Genomic DNA, 16,906 nt, shown 5'->3' with positions numbered 1-16,906 from the left:
TCTTTTTGAAGGATACGAACGCCTGTCCGCATTTTAGGATTCGCAATTCAAAAGAACCCGTGATATAGTGATAGAATGCGAGGTGCAGCGGAAGGAGAGGGATGACGGGAATGAGTGCGGAGATTACGGTGGTCGGGCTCGGTTCGGGCGATCCGGACCAGTTGACGCTGGGCATATGGAAGATCCTGCAGGGGACGCGGAGCCTTTACGTGCGGACGAAGGAGCATCCGGTCATGAGCCGGATCGCGGCCGAAGGCGTATCGTTCGAATCGTTCGACGGCGTTTACGAAGAGAACGATTCGTTCGGGGACGTCTACGAGACGATCGCCCGCGGGCTGATGAGGCTGGCCCAGGAGGGCCGGGAGATCGTGTACGCCGTGCCGGGTCATCCGATGGTGGCGGAGAAGACGGTGCTGCTGCTGAAGCGCTACGCGGAGGAAGCCGGCATCGATCTGCGCATCCTGGGCGGGGAGAGCTTCCTGGACCAGGCGTTTATCCGGCTGGGCTTCGATCCGATCGAGGGCTTCCAACTGCTCGATTCTTCGGCGGTCGCGAACGAAGCGATCCGGCCCGGTCTGCATACGCTGATCGGACAGGTGTACGATTCGTTCACCGCCTCCGAGGTTAAACTCGGATTGATGGACGTCTATCCGGACGATTATCCCGTCGTCGTCGGCCATGCGCTCGGCGTCGAAGGCGAAGAGCGCATCCTGCGCGTGCCGCTGTACGAGCTGGACCGGCTCGAAGGGTACGGCAATCTGTCGCTCGTGTACGTGCCGCGCAGCGACGACGAGAATCTGCGCGCCGGCAGTTTCGAGCGCCTGCGCGAGATCGTCGGCATCCTGCGCAGCCCGGGCGGCTGTCCGTGGGACCAGGAGCAGACGCACGCTTCGATCCGCAAGAACCTGATCGAAGAAACGTACGAGGTGCTGGAGACGATCGACGAAGACGATCCGGACCATATGCGAGAAGAACTCGGCGACCTGCTGCTGCAGATTCTGCTGCACGCCCGCATGGAAGAAGAAGTCGGCACGTTCGGCGTGTACGACGTGATCCGCGGACTGAACGAGAAGCTGATCTTCCGCCATCCGCACGTTTTCGGCGATCAGGCGGCCGGAGACGCCGCGGAGGCGCTCAAGAACTGGGACGCCATGAAAGCCGAGGAGAAACGGCTGAAAGGCGGGATCGCCGGCGAAGCCTCCGCTTTGGACGGCGTTCCGCGCGATCTGCCCGCGCTGATGAAGGCGTACAAGCTCCAGAAGAAAGCGGCGAAAGTCGGTTTCGACTGGAAAGACATCGAAGACGTATTCGCCAAGATCGAAGAAGAACTGGGCGAGCTGCGCGCCGGTCTGGCCGGCGGCGCGGGCGCCGAAGAACTGTCGCTGGAACTCGGCGATCTGCTGTTCTCGGCCGTCAACGCGGCCCGATTCCTGGATCTTGATCCGGAAGAGGCGCTGTCCCTCGTCAACAACAAGTTCCGACGCCGCTTCGGCCATATCGAAGACCGGCTGCGGCGGCAGGGCCGCTCGCCCCGCGAAAGCACGCTCGAAGAAATGGACGGGCTGTGGGACGAAGCGAAGACCCTGGAACGCGCGCCGGGCGGCAAACCGCTGTAAATCGAGCGTCCGGGCTGACAAAATTTTCAAAGCGGCCGCGCGCGGAAGAGGAATCGGCGCGCGCATCCAGAATATGAGGATAAGGCGCCCCGCTTGCGGGAGCGGCCGCCGAAGCAGAGGATAACCGCGGCAGGAAGGGAGCTTTCCCGGACTCCGCTTATCATTTTTAGCGTTCCGCTTGCTGACGGGAAGAACGGTTCTGCCGGAACTCCCGCGCAGCGCGGCGAAGAACGCGGATTCTACACAACTTTGGGAGGAATGAAACCAATGAATAAAACCGAACTGATCAACAGCATCGCCGAGAAAAGCGGAGTAGGCAAAAAAGAAGTCGAAGCGGTACTGAACGGCTTTATGGACGGCGTAACCGAAGCGCTGGCCGGCGGCGATAAAGTGCAGCTGATCGGCTTCGGCACGTTCGAAACGCGCAAACGCGCCGGACGTACCGGCCGCAACCCGCAAACCGGCGAGCCGATCAACATTGCCGAATCCAGCGTTCCTGCGTTCAAAGCGGGCAACAAACTCAAAGACGCGGTAAAATAATCATGCGTGTCGATAAATTCCTGAAAGTGTCCAGGCTGATCAAGCGCCGCACCGTGGCGAAGGATGTGTCCGAGCAGGGGCGCGTGTTGATCAACGGCCGCGAGGCCAAGCCCAGCGCTTCGGTGAAAGTCGGCGATGAAATTACCGTGCAGTTCGGCCAGAAGCTCGTCACCGTTCGCGTCGAACGCATTGCCGACACGACCCGCAAAGACGAAGCCGCAGGGATGTACACCGTCGTCAAAGAAGAGCCGCTTCCAAGGGAAGACGGTTTGAACTTTTAACGGCCATTCGATCCTTGATTCTCGAATATCCGGATTATGGCGTTTCCGCTTACGCGGAAGCGCCTTTTCGGCTTAAATCTTCGGGTTTTCGCGTCAGAACGCAGGTTTTGTGTTAATGTTAAAAAGGACTCTTCGCTAACTTGAGCAGTTCAGCCTATTGCGCGCCGTCAAATAAACGGCAGCGGCATAGGGCCTGCGCTCTACGACCGCAAAGCGTCCCGGTTTCGTTAGATGCGAAGGATAAGAATACAAGAAGGCAGGATAACGGCCTAAGGCTGTCGAACCCTTGAATATTAAGCCCTAAGCGGGCTTTAACCGATAACGATTAAGAGTACAAGCAGGCCCATTTTGCATAAAAGCCGGACTTTCCGGTGAAGGAGGTTCCATGAGAGCGACGTCCACAGCAACCAGACCCAATCGACAACAACAGACCGAGCGCCCGCAGCAAGCGGTACGGACGCAGCAGGTCCGGAAAACTTCGCCCAATCGGCAGCAAGGCGGCAAGAGACGCATCCGCTTATGGGCGCTCCTGATGATCGTGCTGATCGGATGGGCCGTCTATACCCTCGTGAGCCAGTCGTCGGTCATCGCCGACAAGTCCGGCCAGCTTCAGGAACGCCAAACGGCCAAAAGCGAAAGTTCGACGCAGCTTCAGGAAGTCAAAGACGAGATCAAGCGTCTGCAGGACCCGGAGTATATCGCGCAAATCGCCCGTAAAGAATACAACATGTATAAACCGGAAGAGATTCCGATCAAGGTCATCGGAGAAGGCGGCGGAGAGTAGGTTTTTCGCGTATTCACGCCGTTTCGCTTGTTGACCGTCGTTTCCTCTTCCGTTATAATCAAATCACCGCAGCCTGGAATCGGACTGATTGGGCTGTATATTTTTAAGGGAGGATCATTTTATTCTATGGCAATTGAAGTGGGCACCAAATTAGAGGGCAAAGTGACAGGCATCACGCATTTTGGAGCATTTGTGGATCTGTCCGGAGGTGTCACAGGGCTTGTTCACATCTCGGAAATCGCCGACAATTATGTAAAAGATGTGAATGATCACCTGAAGATCGGCGACATGGTGACGGTCAAAGTCATCAATGTCGACAAAGACGGCAAGATCGGACTGTCCATCAAACAAACCGTGGACCGGCCGGCCGGCTCTTCGCCTGCGCCATCTTCCCGACCGCCAAGACAAGACCGCGGACCCGGCAGCGGCGGTAGCGGCGAACGTTACAGCGGAGGAGGAAGCAGCGGCGGCGGTGGCGGTTTCAATCGCGGCGGCGGTGGCGGCGGTCGACCTCCGAGACCTGCGGGCGGCAAGCCGGCATTCGGCAGCAAGCCTGCATTTGGCAAGCCTACGTTTGACGATAAAGTGACCCGTTTCCTCAAAGACAGCGAGGAACGTATCTCTTCGATCAAGAAAAACACGGAATCCAAGCGCGGAGGCCGTGGAGCCAAGAGATCGTAATCCTGGCGGCAATCGAACGGATTCAGCTTTAAGTTTTTTCTTTGATTAAGACTCATACCGCGAACGGCTTCGGCCGCTCGCGGTTTTTTGTTGTGTTTACCCGGCGATTCTATTCGATTAAAAGAAAAAATATTCCACAAAATAAAATTACTTTGAAGAAAATCTTTTTTATTGAAAAGTTCTCTGCTATACTCTTGCCAAGCATAAAGGGTTTTTTATCCAATTCTTGTTCAAGGGGGAAATCCAGTGAAAAATCGCAAGCGAGGATTTATCATGATGCTGCCGTCCGTATGTATGCTGTGCCTAGCAGCAAGTCAATTCGATTCTCGGCAAGTGATCGGAGTGATCTTGGATGGACAAATCGCGCATGGATAACCGAACGGAAAAAAACAAAGCGCGTGCCGGCGCCTTCGCCGCTCTGCAGACGGCTGCGAAAGAACGTCACGGCGGTGGAAGACCGGAAGATGACGGTTCGTCCGTCTCCGCCGGCCGCAGCGGCCGGCAAGGAGGCAAAAAGCTGCGCTGCGGCGTCTTCTCGGCCTGGAATTTTGACGCCCGGACTGCTGCTGATCGCCGTATTCGTGTTCCGGTCGACCCTTTACGGCATCCCGGTGTCGCTGACGGACTATTCGGTGATCGGAGAAACGAATTAAGCGGGGCTGGACAATTTCAGAAACGCTTTTCAGGACGGCAGCTTTATCAAATCGCTGTACAACTCGCTGCTGTATGTCATTGTCGTGCCGGTGATCCAGATCCTGGCGATCCTGATGGCGATTGTGGTCAACAGCCGGATTCCCGGCGTCAAAATGTTTCGGGCCGCCGCGAGTCAAGCGAACGGTTAAGCGGCCCGTGATCGGCCTAATCAAACGGAATTACGCCGATCCGGAGGTATATATCGCGCCGGCGCAGAAAAAGATAGAAGAGCTGCGCGCCGCGGGAGCCGATAGGGTCGCCCGGAAAGCCGCGCGGCCGCAGCTCATAACCAAGCGGTTTGCCGCCGCGGCGGAGAAAGGGGTGACTTCGATCCATGGAAATGAACGCCCGAATCAATACGTACTATCCCTCGCTGACCAAATCCGAACAAAAGGTGGCGGACAGCGTGCTGACCAGCGCGGAAGATTTGATTTATTTGTCGGTGACCGAGCTGGCCGATTTCGCGAAAGTGGGCGAAACGACCGTGATGCGTTTCTGCCGCAAGATCGGTTTCAAAGGTTACCAGGACTTTCGGCTGGCGCTGGCCCAGGACCCGTCCCATCGCAAAAACGAATCGGCCGCGTCGTCCGGCAAAGGCGAAGAAGACTTTGCGGCGCGGGTATGCGATTCGATGGTGCGCATTCTGCAAACGAGCATGAGCCTGCTGGACCGGGAAAAGCTGGACGAGGTGACCGGCTGGCTCGACGGCGCGCGCCATGTGCAATTTTTCGGCGTAGGCTCGTCCGGCATTACCGCGCTCGACGCCAAAAACCGGTTTCTGCGCATGGGCCGCCGGGTCGAAGCCGTCGCCGACAGCCATATCCAGGCGATGATGGCCGTGACGATGGGCGAAGGCGACGTGGCGGTCGGCATCAGCGTATCGGGCAGCACGCTCGACACGCACAACATGCTGCTCAAAGCGAAGCAGAACGGCGCGAAAGTGGTGGCGCTGACGCATTACGCCAAATCGCCGATCGCTTCGATCGCCGACGCGGTGCTGCTGACGGCCGGTCGCGAAACGCCGCTCGAAGGCGGCTCGCTCGGCGCCAAAGTCTCGCAGCTGCTGCTGATCGACCTGCTGTGCGAGGGCGTGGCGCGCCGCGATCTGGGCCGGGCCGTAGAGATGAAAGAAAAAACGGCGCGCGCGGTTATCGACCGGATTTATTAAAAGTCGTCCGCGGCGGGAAGATCGTTCGCGGCGCAAAAGGAGGATGAAGAATATGCAGGAATGGCAGACGGATATCGCCGTGATCGGCGGAGGGACCGGAGGCGTCGCGGCGGCGCTGGCCGCGGCGAAGGAAGGTTATCGCGTCGTCGTAACGGAAGAAACGGACTGGCCGGGCGGACAGCTCACCAGTCAGGCGGTGCCGCCCGACGAGCACCGCTGGATCGAAAGCTCCGGCGCGACGGCGAGCTATCTGGAGTTCCGGGAGCGGGTCCGCCGCTATTACCGGGACAACTATCCGCTGACCGACGCGGCGGCGTCCAATCCTACGCTCAACCCCGGCGGCGGCTGGGTCAGCCGCCTGGCGCACGAGCCCAAGGTGGCGCTGCGCGTACTTCAGGATATGCTGGCGCCTTATCTTCACTCCGGCCGCATTCGCCTGCTGACCGGGGCGGCGGCAATTTCGGCGGAGACGGAAGGCGACCGGGTGCTGTCGGTCACCGTCGGCGCGGAAGCGCGGAAGCGAGTGCGCATTACGGCCGATTATTTTCTCGACGGGACGGACTGCGGCGATCTGCTGGAGCTGACGGGCACGGAATACGTCACCGGCGCCGAATCGCGCGCCGACACGGGCGAGCCGCACGCGCTTGAGCAAGCCGATCCGCTCGATATGCAGTCGATCACCTGGGTGGGAGCCGTCGATTATATCGAAGGCGGAGACTTTACGATTCCCCGGCCGGCCGCGTACGATTTCTGGAAAACGTTCGTGCCGGACTTTTCCGAATTCCCGATCCTGAGCTGGTACGCGACCGACTCGAACGATACGACGAAAACGAAAGAATTCACGCTGTTTCCGGTTCCGGAAGGCACGACCCCGCTGTGGACGTACCGGCGGATCGTCAATCCGGGCATTTTCCGGATTCCGCTGTTCGACGGGCCGGCGACGCTGCTCAACTGGGCGCAGAACGATTACTACACGCTGCCGATTATCGGCCCGGGCGTGACCGCCGGCGAGCGCCTGGACAGGCTGGAAGAATCGAGACAGCTTACGCTGTCCCTCGTATACTGGCTGCAGACCGAAGCGCCGCGTCCGGACGGGGGAGCGGGCTGGCCCGGCATCCGGCTGCGCGGCGATCTGCTCGGCACGGAAGACGGTCTCGCCAAAGCGCCTTATATCCGGGAGTCGCGGCGGATCAAAGCGCTGTACACCGTCACGGAGCACGACGTCAGCCGCGAGCTGCGGGGAGAACGGGGCATCAAGCGCTATGAAGACAGCGTGGGCGTCGGCAGCTACTCGCTCGATCTGCATCCGACGACGGTCTCGCAGCGGACCTTCTATATTCCGAACTATCCGTACGAAATTCCGCTCGGTTCGCTGATTCCGGAGCGCGTCGTCAATCTGCTGCCGGCCTGCAAAAATATCGGCACGACCCAGATCGCCAACGGCTGCTACCGGCTGCATCCGACGGAGTGGAATATCGGCGAGTCGGCCGGACTGCTGGCGGCCTACTCTCTTCGCGCCGGCGTGTCTCCGCGCGGCGTGCACGACGGGCCGGAGCACCGGGGCGCTTACCTGGCGCTGCTGGAGCGCTGCGGAGTGCAGCGGCACTGGCCGGAAGGCACGGAAGACGAGTTGTAGGGTAAAACGCAGGGAAAAGAAGCCCGCCGGCTGTCCGCGCGAGACCGGTTCAGCGAATCAGGCGCGCCTTCCGATAAATGGGGAAGGCGCGCTTTTTTGCGCGCGGACGGGGCGAAGCCTTTTGTTGCGGGAAGCCCGCTGGTATAATGGATAATTATGTTTACCTGACAAGTGCGCGCTGCGAAGCGCTTGAATAGACGCAAACGGGAAACACGTCCGGTTTGGAACGCGGGATGCAAATAAACGAGGCGGCGAAGCCGGCTCGGGAAAGGACGGGATGCCAAGTGGCTGCACCAGAGCTGCCGGGCTTTGGGCCGGGAACCGTCGTAATCGGCGCCGGCCAGGGCGGGCAATACACGATTCAGTCGCTGATCGGCCGCGGCGCCAACGGCACCGTTTATCTCGTCCGGACCGCCGGGGGACAAACGGCGGCATTGAAAGCGGGGCCGGAAAAGCCGGAACTCAAAGCGGAGGTCGAAGTGCTGGCCGCGCTGAAGAAACGCGAACTCGAGAGCGGCGTGCGCCGCTCCTTTCTGTTGGACGCGGACCGGTTTCGCATAGACGGGCGTTCCGTGCCGTTCTACGTTATGAAGTACGTGCGGGGCATGCCGATCGACGCTTTTGTCCGCAAATACGGACACCGGCAGATCGGCGCGGCCGGTCTCAGCCTGCTGGAACGGCTGGCGGGCTTGCACCGCGCCGGCTTCATCTTCGGCGATCTCAAGCCCTGCCATGTGCTGGTCGAAGAAGGCGGCGGCGTGGAGCTGGTCGATTACGGCGGCGCCAGCGCGCTCGGCGGAGGGGTAAAGCAGTACAGCGGCTGGTACGACCGCAAGTACTGGAACGCGGGCGAACGCACGGCCGATCCCGGCTACGATCTGTTCGCGTTCGCCGTGCTGTGCCTGCACGTGTTCGACGAGCCGGGGCTGAGCCGGCTCGACAGAGGGCTGCTGCCGCAAACGCGCAGCGCCGAAGACCTGGTGAAGCTGGCCGGAGCCATTCCGGCGCTGAAGCCGTTCGAGCCGTGGCTCGTCCGGGCGCTGCGCGGCTCGTTTCCGGGTTCGCGCGAAGCTTACGCGCACTGGAAAGCGATCTGCCGGCTGCATCCGGTGCGGGCCGGCCGCGCATCTTCGGGCATGCTGGCCGCCGCGTTCTGCGGCTCGCTGGTGCTGCTGGGCGCCGTGCTGTACGCGGCGTTCTCGCTGTGAGCGGAAGCGGCGAGGCCGGCCGACGGGATCGAATCCCGGCGGATTGGGCCGCGGGAAGGGTTTGCCGCAAGCAGGCGGCGGAAAGGCGGAAACAAACAATGAAAGACGACATCGGGCTGCTGCGCGGCATCCGGGAGGAAGCGGCGGAGCACGCCATGTGGGCGCCCGGCGACTGCGTCGTGGCCGCGGTATCGGGCGGCCCGGATTCCATGGCGCTGCTGCATCTGCTGCATGCGCTGTCCCTGGAACAGGGCTTCGCGCTGGTCTGCGCGCACGTCAACCACGGCCTGCGGCCGGAAGAATCGGCCGCGGAGGAAGAGCTGGTGCGCCAGGCCGCGCTGCGGCTGGGCGTGCCGTTCGAACTGGGGCGCCCGGATGTGGCGGCCTATAAGAAAGAAAGCGGGCTGGGCACGCAGGCCGCGGCCCGCGAACTGCGCTACCGCTTCCTGCGGGAAGCGGCGCTTCGCCGCGGCGCGGCGGCAATCGCGCTGGCGCATCACGCCGGCGACCAGGCGGAGACGGTGCTGCTGCATCTGCTGCGCGGCAGCGGCCCCGCCGGGCTTGCCGGCATGCGCCGGGTGCGCGAGCGGGGCGGCATGCGCCTGGCGCGTCCGCTGCTGCGGTTCGGCAAAGCCGATCTGGTCGGCTTCTGCGCGGCCAACGCTGTTCGATTCGCCGAAGACAGCAGCAACGCGCATACTGATTATGCGCGCAACCGGCTGCGGCTGGAGACGCTGCCGCAGCTGGAAAGCTATAACGGGCGGCTGGTCGAAGCGCTGAACCGGCTCGCCGATACGCTGGGTCCGGAGGACGATTATCTAGCCGGGGAGACCGATCGCGCGTTCGAAAGGCTGTGCCGAAGAAGCGGGGAAGCGACGGAGCTTGATACGGCGGGGTTTGCCGCGCTCCCCTTCGCTTTACAACGCAGGCTGGTTAAATTAATATTAAATTATCTGCCGGCAGCCGGCGCCGAAACCGACTTTGCCAAGGTGGATCTCGTCCGCAGGCAGCTGGTTTCCCCGGATGCCTCGACCTGGACGCTCGATCTCGGATACGGCCGGACCTGCACGCGCGAATACGATCGTGCGTTTTTCCGTCTCGGCAGGCCGCCGATCGAAACGCCAAAGACGAGGCTGCTCGGCAGAGAGCCGGATGCTCGACGGATCTGGTTCGGAAGCCGCGGACTCACTTTCCGGGAAGAGGACGAAGTCCCGGATTCACAGACCCTGCTTGCGCTGGGCGCGGACGAGGCCGCTTTCGACGCCGACCGTTTGGAGTATCCGCTGACCGTGCGTTCTCGTCTTCCGGGCGACCGGATCGAGCTGCCGCGCGGGGCCGGCACGAAGAAAGTCAAGGATCTGCTGATCGACGAAAAGATCGCTCCGTCCGAGCGCGGACTGGTTCCCGTCGTCTGCGATGCGCGCGGGCGCGTCGTCTGGCTGGCCGGGCTGAGAAGATCCGCCCACGCCTGGGTGGACGGACGGACCGAGAAGATTCTATATATTCGGATGGATCGGGCTCTTTGTTGACGGTTTTGGGTTAAAGAAATAGAAAGAACATTCAGACTATGGGCAGGAGGGTCAAGCAAGTTGCAAAACGACATTCAAGAGGTATTGATCAGCGAAGAGGAAATTCAGGCCAAAATCAAGGAACTGGGCGAACAGCTCAGCGCCGAGTACGAAGGACGCAACCCGCTCGTGATCTGCGTACTCAAAGGCGCGTTCATTTTTATGGCCGATCTGGTCAAACGCATTACCGTTCCGATGGAATTGGACTTTATGGCCGTATCGAGCTACGGCGCGGCGACCAAGTCGTCGGGCGTGGTGAAGATTATCAAGGATCTGGACAACACGGTGGAAGGACGCGACGTGCTGATCGTCGAGGATATTATCGACAGCGGCCTGACGCTCAGCCACCTGATCGAGCTGCTGAAGAACCGCAACGCCAAGAGCGTGAAGGTCGTTACACTGTTCGACAAGCCGGTGCGCCGCTCCGTCAAGATGGAAGCGGATTACACGGGCTTCGTGCTGCCGGACGCTTTCGTGGTCGGCTACGGCCTGGATTACGCGGAACACTACCGCAATCTGCCGTATATCGGCGTGCTCAAGCCGGAAATTTACACGACGTAATCCTTTTCTGGAACTGGAATTTTCGTCCAGGAAAGCCGGACGGAAGTTTCATCTAATCGACGTAAGGCGACCGGAGCCGGGTTCCCCGCGAAACCGCCCCGCTGCTGAATTTGTGATGTGCGAACCGACTATGTTAAAATAACTTCAGTGTCTTGAGAGGAGGTTGAGGATGAATCGGTTCATCCGGAATTCTGGCTTTTATTTGCTTCTTTTTCTCGTCGTTATAGGTATATTTCGCTTTTTGAATGGTGGTCCAGACACATCCGAAGCTCCAAGATACGATGAATTGGTCAAGCAAGTGGAGAGCGACAACGTAGACAAAGCTACGCTGCAGTTCGAGAATTATGCTTACCTCGTTACGGGGACGTACAAGCAGCCGCTGAAACAGGACGGTCCCAAGACGTTCTCAACGTATATTCCCGCCACTGATTCGGCTATTGACAAGCTGACGGCTACCATGCAGCAGAATGATGTGCCGGTCACGGTCAAGCCGATGCGGGGCGACAGTATTTGGCTGACGCTTCTGACTTCGTTTATCCCGCTGATCATCATGTTCGTGCTGTTCTTCTTCCTCTTCAACCAGGCCCAGGGCGGCGGCGGTAAAGTCATGAACTTCGGCAAGAGCAAAGCCAGACTTTACAATGAAGAAAAGAAAAAAGTAACGTTCAACGATGTGGCCGGAGCCGACGAAGAGAAGCAGGAACTCGTCGAAGTCGTCGAATTCCTCAAAGATTCGCGCAAGTTCGCCGCTCTCGGCGCACGGATTCCGAAAGGCGTCCTGCTCGTGGGCCCTCCGGGTACCGGTAAAACGCTGCTTGCGCGCGCGGTAGCGGGCGAAGCCGGCGTACCGTTCTTCAGCATCTCCGGTTCCGACTTCGTCGAAATGTTCGTCGGCGTCGGCGCTTCGCGGGTTCGCGACCTGTTCGAGAACGCGAAGAAGAACGCGCCTTGTATCATCTTTATCGACGAAATCGACGCCGTGGGTCGTCAGCGGGGCGCAGGCCTCGGCGGCGGACACGACGAACGCGAGCAAACGCTCAACCAGCTCCTCGTGGAGATGGACGGTTTCGGCGAAAACGAAGGCATTATCATTATCGCGGCGACCAACCGCGCGGATATCCTCGACCCGGCCCTGCTGCGTCCCGGACGTTTCGACCGTCAGATTACCGTCGATCGCCCGGATGTGAAGGGACGCGAAGCGGTGCTGCACGTTCACGCGCGCAACAAGCCGCTGACCAAGGACGTTCAGCTCGACAAGATCGCCAAGCGCACCACCGGTTTCTCCGGCGCGGATCTGCAAAACCTGCTGAACGAAGCGGCGCTGATCGCGGCGCGGCGCAACCGCAAAGATATCTCGATGAACGAGATCGACGAAGCGATCGACCGCGTCATCGTCGGCACCGAGAAGAAAAGCCGCGTCATCAGCGACCGCGAGAAGCGCATCGTGGCTTACCACGAAGCGGGTCACACGATCGTCGGCTACTTCCTGGAACACGCCGATATGGTGCATAAGGTTACGATCATTCCGCGCGGTCGCGCGGGCGGATACGTGATTATGCTGCCGAAAGAAGACCGCATGCTCGTCACCAAACAGGAGCTGCTCGACCGTGTAACCGGCCTGCTGGGCGGACGCGTATCCGAGGAAATCTTTATCGGCGAGATCGGCACCGGCGCGTACAGCGACTTCCAGCAGGCGACCGGCATCGTGCGCAGCATGATTACCGAATACGGCATGAGCGAGAAGCTCGGCCCGATGCAGTTCGGCACCGGACAGGGCCAGGTCTTCCTGGGCCGCGATCTCGGACACGAGCCGAATTACAGCGACGCCGTGGCGTACGAGATCGATCAGGAAATGCAGCGCTTCGTCAACGAATCGTACGAGAGAGCGCGTCAGCTCCTTACCGAGCACGCCAAAGAAGTGCATCTGATCGCGAACACGCTGCTTGAAGTCGAAACGCTGGAACTCGACCAGATCCGCAGCCTGATCGAGACCGGATCGCTCGAAGGCGCGGTCGGCACGACGAATACGCCGGAAGGCACGGAGCCGGCTTCCGAGCCGACTTTCGACAGCATCGGCGATTCGAATGTGCGTCTGAACGAGTCCGAAGGCGTAGACCTCGGCAAGACCGGCGATATTCCGAACGATCCGCTGAACAAGCGCGACAATTCGGACGGCGGAGGCACTTCGCAGTCTTAATCAAGCCAGAATGCCGGTGAACGAATGCCGGGCAGTTTATCCTGATCTTCAACCGTACGGATGCGGGACCGGAAAACGATTTTTCGTTTTCCGGTCTTTTTGCGAGTTCGATTCCGTCAAATGCGCCAAGCGGATGCGCGAATAATGACGCAAACGGGTGCCCGCAGGCGGCGATAATGGTACAATGCAGAAAGCGATAAACGGACTGCGGGCGGACGTCCGTCCCGTCGCGCCGAATAGATTCGGCCGTATCGGAAGCGGTCCGCGCAGGAACGGTCCGGAACCCTATTCCTTCCGTTCGGAACGCAAAGGAGGATAACAACCGCGTGATTCTTGTAGTGGATATCGGAAACACCAATATTGTGCTCGGCGTATACGAAGAGCGAACGCTGCTGCATCATTTTCGCATCAGCACCAGCCGCCAGGCGACGAGCGACGAATACGGGGTAATGATCTATAATCTGTTCCGCATGTCGAAGATCGACGCCGACAAGATCGAAGGCGTGATTATCTCGTCGGTGGTGCCGCCGATCGTCGGCGTCATTGAGCAGATGTGCCGCACTTATCTCAAACGGACTCCGCTGCTGGTCGGACCGGGCATCAAGACCGGACTCAACCTGCGCTACGAAAACCCGAGAGAAATCGGAGCGGACCGGATCGTCAATGCGGTGGCGGCGGTCGAGCTGTACGGAGGCGCGCTGGTCGTCGTCGATTTCGGCACGGCTACCACTTTCGATTGCATCGACGACCAGGGGAATTACCTGGGCGGCGCGATCGTGCCGGGACTGGGCATTTCGACCGAAGCGCTGTATCAGCGCGCGTCGAAGCTGCCGAGAATCGAGCTGGAGAAGCCGAAAAAGGTCATCGGACGCAACACGGTCCACGCGATGCAGTCGGGCATCATTTACGGCTACGCGGGACAGGTGGACGGCATCGTCAAGCGCATCCGCGAAGAAATGGGCACGGAGCTGAAAGTCGTGGCGACCGGCGGCCTGGCGCCGCTGATCTGCGCAGAGACGGAAACGGTGCAGGAAGTCAATCCGATGCTGACGCTCGAAGGACTGCGTTTGATCTACGAGCGCAACCGGTTTGCCAAAGCTTAATCGAAATCAAAGCAAGCAAATAAAAAAAACCGCCGCGACAGCGGACGGAAGTGGAGGAGACTGCTGAATGGAAAACAACGAACATGCGCATAACGGCGGTTCCGAACATCCGGAACGCGATTATCTGGTCAGAGGCACGGCGCTGAAAGGCAAAGTCCGCGCTTTTGCGGTCCGCAGCACGCAGCTCGTCGAAGAGCTGCGCCGCAGACACGATACGTTCCCGACGGCGACGGCCGCGCTCGGCCGCACGCTGACGACCGCCGCGATGATGGGCGCGATGCTCAAAGGCGAAGAAAAGCTGACGATCCAGGTCAAAGGCGACGGGCCGCTCGGTCAGATCGTGGCCGACGCCAACGCCAAAGGCGAGGTGCGCGGTTACGTCGATCATCCGCATGTGCATCTGCCGAGCAACGCGATGGGCAAGCTCGACGTCGCGGGCGCGGTCGGCACGGAAGGCTTCCTGTACGTCATCAAGGATCTGGGGCTGAAAGAACCGTACCGCGGCAGCGTGCCGATCGTTTCGGGCGAGCTGGGCGAAGATTTCACTTATTATTTCGCCGTATCCGAGCAGACGCCTTCGGCGGTCGGCATCGGCGTGCTGGTGGCGCCGGACAATACGGTCATCAGCGCGGGCGGCTTTATCGTGCAGCTTCTGCCGGGATTGTCCGACGAAGAGATCGACGCGATCGAGCACGCCGTGTCCACGCTGCCGCCGGTCTCGGCGCTGCTGGATCAAGGCCTTTCGCCGGAAGAACTGCTGAAATGGGTGCTGCCGGATGTGCAGGTACAGGAGCGGCTGGATATCGATTTCCGCTGCGAATGCTCGCGCGAGCGCGTCGAGCGCACGCTGATCAGCCTGGGTTCGAAAGAAATCGAAGACATTATCGAAGAGCAGGGCGTGGCGGAAGTGGTCTGCCATTTCTGCAACGAAGCTTATCAATTCGAGCGCGAAGATCTGGAGAAGATCCTGGAGCAAACGCGCGGATAAGATTGTCCGTTTTTGCCGAGCGGATTGCCCGGGCTTCTTGCCGTCCGCGCGCTCCGGCAAGCGGGTCTGGCAAGCGCGTAACTATAAAGCGATCTCAACGAGCGCAGCAAACGCGCAAAAATCAAAAGCCGTTTTCTCCGCCGCTTATGCGGACGGGAAAACGGCTTTTTTGCTATGATCCGATACTGCCGGCTGACCGGCTCGCCCAGGACTTTTCGCATAAATGCCCCGAAAAGCCGCCGCGTCCGATCAAATCACCGTGCTGTCGCTGACGCGATCTTCTTTTTTGCTGCCGAAAGACTGGAATTGATTCACAAGCTTGCTGCGCGAATCTTTGTTTCTCAGCAGGTAAGCGGCTCCGAGACCGACTGCGACGCCCATAAGCGTTTTCCGTTTCATGATGAATTCCTCCTCTTGGATATTGACGGATTTCATTGCTTGCAGATCATTACCCGTCCGAAGCGGCGCGAAACTCCCGATATTCGGCGTCGTTTTGATAGCGCTTTTTTGGAGCTGCAAAAACCGGCCCTGCCCCACTTCTTCCCGGATTGACATTTACCACGCGGATTGCTAAGATAAAAGAAGCTAAAAACCTACTTTTTTACTCGGATTAAGACGGGGACGACACCTGCTTCACCTCGCGCCAAACGATTGCCGCATCCGGAAGCCGGGAGCCGCTTTCCGCCGATTCCAGACCGGAGCTGTCTGCAGCGCCGGCCCCGCTTTCATTTAAGTTCACCCATTTCGAAGGAGGATTTACCATGGCCAAAGTCGTTAACAGCATTACGGATCTGATTGGAGACACGCCGCTTGTCCGCTTGAACCGGATCGTACCGGAAGACAGCGCGGAAATTTACGTAAAACTGGAATATCAGAACCCGGGCGCAAGCGTCAAAGACCGGATCGCCATCAGTATGGTGGAAGCGGCGGAAGCGGACGGACGTCTCAAGCCGGGCGGCACGATCATCGAAGCGACGAGCGGCAACACCGGGATCGGTCTGGCCATGGTGGCGGCGGCAAAAGGATATAAAGCCGTGATCGTCATGCCGGAAACGATGAGCCTCGAGCGGCGCAACCTGCTGCGCGCCTACGGCGCGGAACTGGTGCTGACGCCGGGATCGGAAGGCATGAACGGCGCGGTCCGCAAAGCGGAAGAACTGCTGAAAGAAAACCCGGATTACTTTATCGCCGAGCAGTTCAAGAACGAAGCGAACGTGAAGATCCACCGCGAAACGACGGGACCGGAGATTGTCGAAGCGGTCCAATCGATCGGCGGAACGCTCGACGCGTTTATCGCGGGCATCGGAACGGGCGGCACGATCTCCGGCGCGGGCGAAGTGCTCAAATCGAACTTCCCCGACGTGAAGATCTATGCGGTCGAGCCGGCGGCTTCGCCGATCCTGGCCGGCGGCAAGCCGGGTCCGCACAAGATTCAGGGCATCGGCGCGAACTTCGTTCCGGATATCTTGAACCAGGACATCTACGACGAAATCATTCACGTGGAGAACGACGACGCGTTCGAAACGGCCCGCAATGTGGCGAAGCAGGAAGGCATCCTGTCGGGCATCTCGTCCGGCGCCGCGATCTATGCCGCGCTTAAAGTCGCCAAAGAACTCGGCAAAGGCAAGCGCGTCATCGCGGTCGTGCCGAGCAACGGCGAACGCTACCTGAGCACGCCGCTGTACAACTTCGAAGCCTGATTTCGTATCGGGATTCGGTTCAGATCGAATATCGCGGCCGCTTTGAAGGCGGCCGTTTTATCCCGTCCGGCCTGTTCCGCCCGGGACATGAGCTCTCTTCGGCGCAGCTGCGCTCAAGGGGGCTTTTTGCTTCCGCTTGTTTGGATGTCTCCGGTCGCGTTTCGCCTGCATCCGAATCGGAA

General features: G+C 59.8%; 16 protein-coding genes and 1 pseudogene. 16 read left to right on the top strand and 1 reads right to left on the bottom strand.

The genetic code is table 11. The features are described from left to right. The first annotated feature begins 110 nt into the window (after window positions 1-110). The 15 genes and pseudogenes from yabN (at window position 111) to hslO (ending at window position 15,024) form a co-directional block, all read left to right on the top strand. Window positions 111-1,616, top strand: a complete 1,506-nt coding sequence (yabN, locus tag QWJ34_RS24255) for a bifunctional methyltransferase/pyrophosphohydrolase YabN (protein ID WP_302731718.1) — start codon at window positions 111-113, stop codon at window positions 1,614-1,616. 267 nt (window positions 1,617-1,883) lie between these two features. Next, window positions 1,884-2,156 (top strand): HU family DNA-binding protein, encoded by a 273-nt coding sequence (locus tag QWJ34_RS24250; RefSeq protein WP_302731688.1) that lies wholly within the window; start codon window positions 1,884-1,886, stop codon window positions 2,154-2,156. Window positions 2,157-2,158: 2 nt separating this feature from the next. Further along, window positions 2,159-2,437 carry an RNA-binding S4 domain-containing protein gene (locus QWJ34_RS24245; RefSeq protein ID WP_302731687.1) on the top strand — a complete coding sequence of 93 codons (279 nt, stop codon included), beginning with the start codon at window positions 2,159-2,161 and terminating at the stop codon, window positions 2,435-2,437. A gap of 385 nt (window positions 2,438-2,822) precedes the next feature. Further along, entirely contained in the window at window positions 2,823-3,221 is a 399-nt protein-coding gene (locus tag QWJ34_RS24240) for an FtsB family cell division protein (protein ID WP_302731686.1), read from the top strand. Window positions 3,222-3,347: 126 nt separating this feature from the next. After that, complete coding sequence (locus QWJ34_RS24235; RefSeq protein WP_302731685.1) at window positions 3,348-3,902, top strand: S1 domain-containing RNA-binding protein; 555 nt, start codon at window positions 3,348-3,350, stop codon at window positions 3,900-3,902. Between the two features lie 352 nt (window positions 3,903-4,254). Next, window positions 4,255-4,755 (top strand): hypothetical protein, encoded by a 501-nt coding sequence (locus tag QWJ34_RS24230; protein WP_302731684.1) that lies wholly within the window; start codon window positions 4,255-4,257, stop codon window positions 4,753-4,755. Then, window positions 4,752-4,814 (top strand): annotated as a pseudogene (locus QWJ34_RS24225) (hypothetical protein); the annotation flags it as partial. The gene QWJ34_RS24230 and the pseudogene QWJ34_RS24225, both read left to right, overlap by 4 nt. A 115-nt stretch (window positions 4,815-4,929) precedes the next feature. Then, a complete protein-coding gene (locus QWJ34_RS24220) occupies window positions 4,930-5,763 on the top strand; it encodes a MurR/RpiR family transcriptional regulator (RefSeq protein WP_302731683.1) in 834 nt (277 codons plus the stop codon). Window positions 5,764-5,815: 52 nt separating this feature from the next. Beyond that, entirely contained in the window at window positions 5,816-7,399 is a 1,584-nt protein-coding gene (locus tag QWJ34_RS24215; protein ID WP_302731682.1) for an FAD-dependent oxidoreductase, read from the top strand. A 284-nt stretch (window positions 7,400-7,683) separates the two neighbouring features. Further along, window positions 7,684-8,607: a protein kinase domain-containing protein gene (locus QWJ34_RS24210; RefSeq protein ID WP_302731681.1), complete on the top strand. Its 924-nt coding sequence runs from the start codon at window positions 7,684-7,686 to the stop codon at window positions 8,605-8,607. Between the two features lie 98 nt (window positions 8,608-8,705). Further along, window positions 8,706-10,136: a tRNA lysidine(34) synthetase TilS gene (gene tilS / locus QWJ34_RS24205; protein WP_302731680.1), complete on the top strand. Its 1,431-nt coding sequence runs from the start codon at window positions 8,706-8,708 to the stop codon at window positions 10,134-10,136. A 60-nt stretch (window positions 10,137-10,196) separates the two neighbouring features. Next, window positions 10,197-10,736 (top strand): hypoxanthine phosphoribosyltransferase, encoded by a 540-nt coding sequence (gene hpt, locus QWJ34_RS24200; protein WP_302731679.1) that lies wholly within the window; start codon window positions 10,197-10,199, stop codon window positions 10,734-10,736. 169 nt (window positions 10,737-10,905) lie between these two features. Then, window positions 10,906-12,933 carry an ATP-dependent zinc metalloprotease FtsH gene (ftsH, locus tag QWJ34_RS24195; RefSeq protein WP_302731678.1) on the top strand — a complete coding sequence of 676 codons (2,028 nt, stop codon included), beginning with the start codon at window positions 10,906-10,908 and terminating at the stop codon, window positions 12,931-12,933. A 326-nt stretch (window positions 12,934-13,259) separates the two neighbouring features. Then, window positions 13,260-14,036 carry a type III pantothenate kinase gene (locus QWJ34_RS24190; protein WP_302731677.1) on the top strand — a complete coding sequence of 259 codons (777 nt, stop codon included), beginning with the start codon at window positions 13,260-13,262 and terminating at the stop codon, window positions 14,034-14,036. Window positions 14,037-14,103: 67 nt separating this feature from the next. After that, a complete protein-coding gene (gene hslO, locus QWJ34_RS24185; protein WP_302731676.1) occupies window positions 14,104-15,024 on the top strand; it encodes an Hsp33 family molecular chaperone HslO in 921 nt (306 codons plus the stop codon). A gap of 249 nt (window positions 15,025-15,273) precedes the next feature. Here hslO and QWJ34_RS24180 read toward each other — a convergent pair whose 3' ends face one another. Beyond that, window positions 15,274-15,423, bottom strand: a complete 150-nt coding sequence (locus QWJ34_RS24180; protein WP_302731675.1) for a hypothetical protein — start codon at window positions 15,421-15,423, stop codon at window positions 15,274-15,276. A gap of 362 nt (window positions 15,424-15,785) precedes the next feature. Between QWJ34_RS24180 and cysK the strand changes: the two genes are divergently transcribed. Beyond that, window positions 15,786-16,724, top strand: a complete 939-nt coding sequence (gene cysK, locus QWJ34_RS24175; protein WP_302731674.1) for a cysteine synthase A — start codon at window positions 15,786-15,788, stop codon at window positions 16,722-16,724. The last annotated feature ends 182 nt before the right edge of the window (window positions 16,725-16,906 follow it).

It is taken from the genome of Saccharibacillus sp. CPCC 101409, from assembly GCF_030518235.1.
In the GTDB taxonomy this organism is placed as follows: Bacteria; Bacillota; Bacilli; order Paenibacillales; family Paenibacillaceae; genus Saccharibacillus.
The sequence above is the reverse complement of the archived record's forward strand: the minus strand, read 5'-3'. Positions and strand labels throughout refer to the sequence as shown.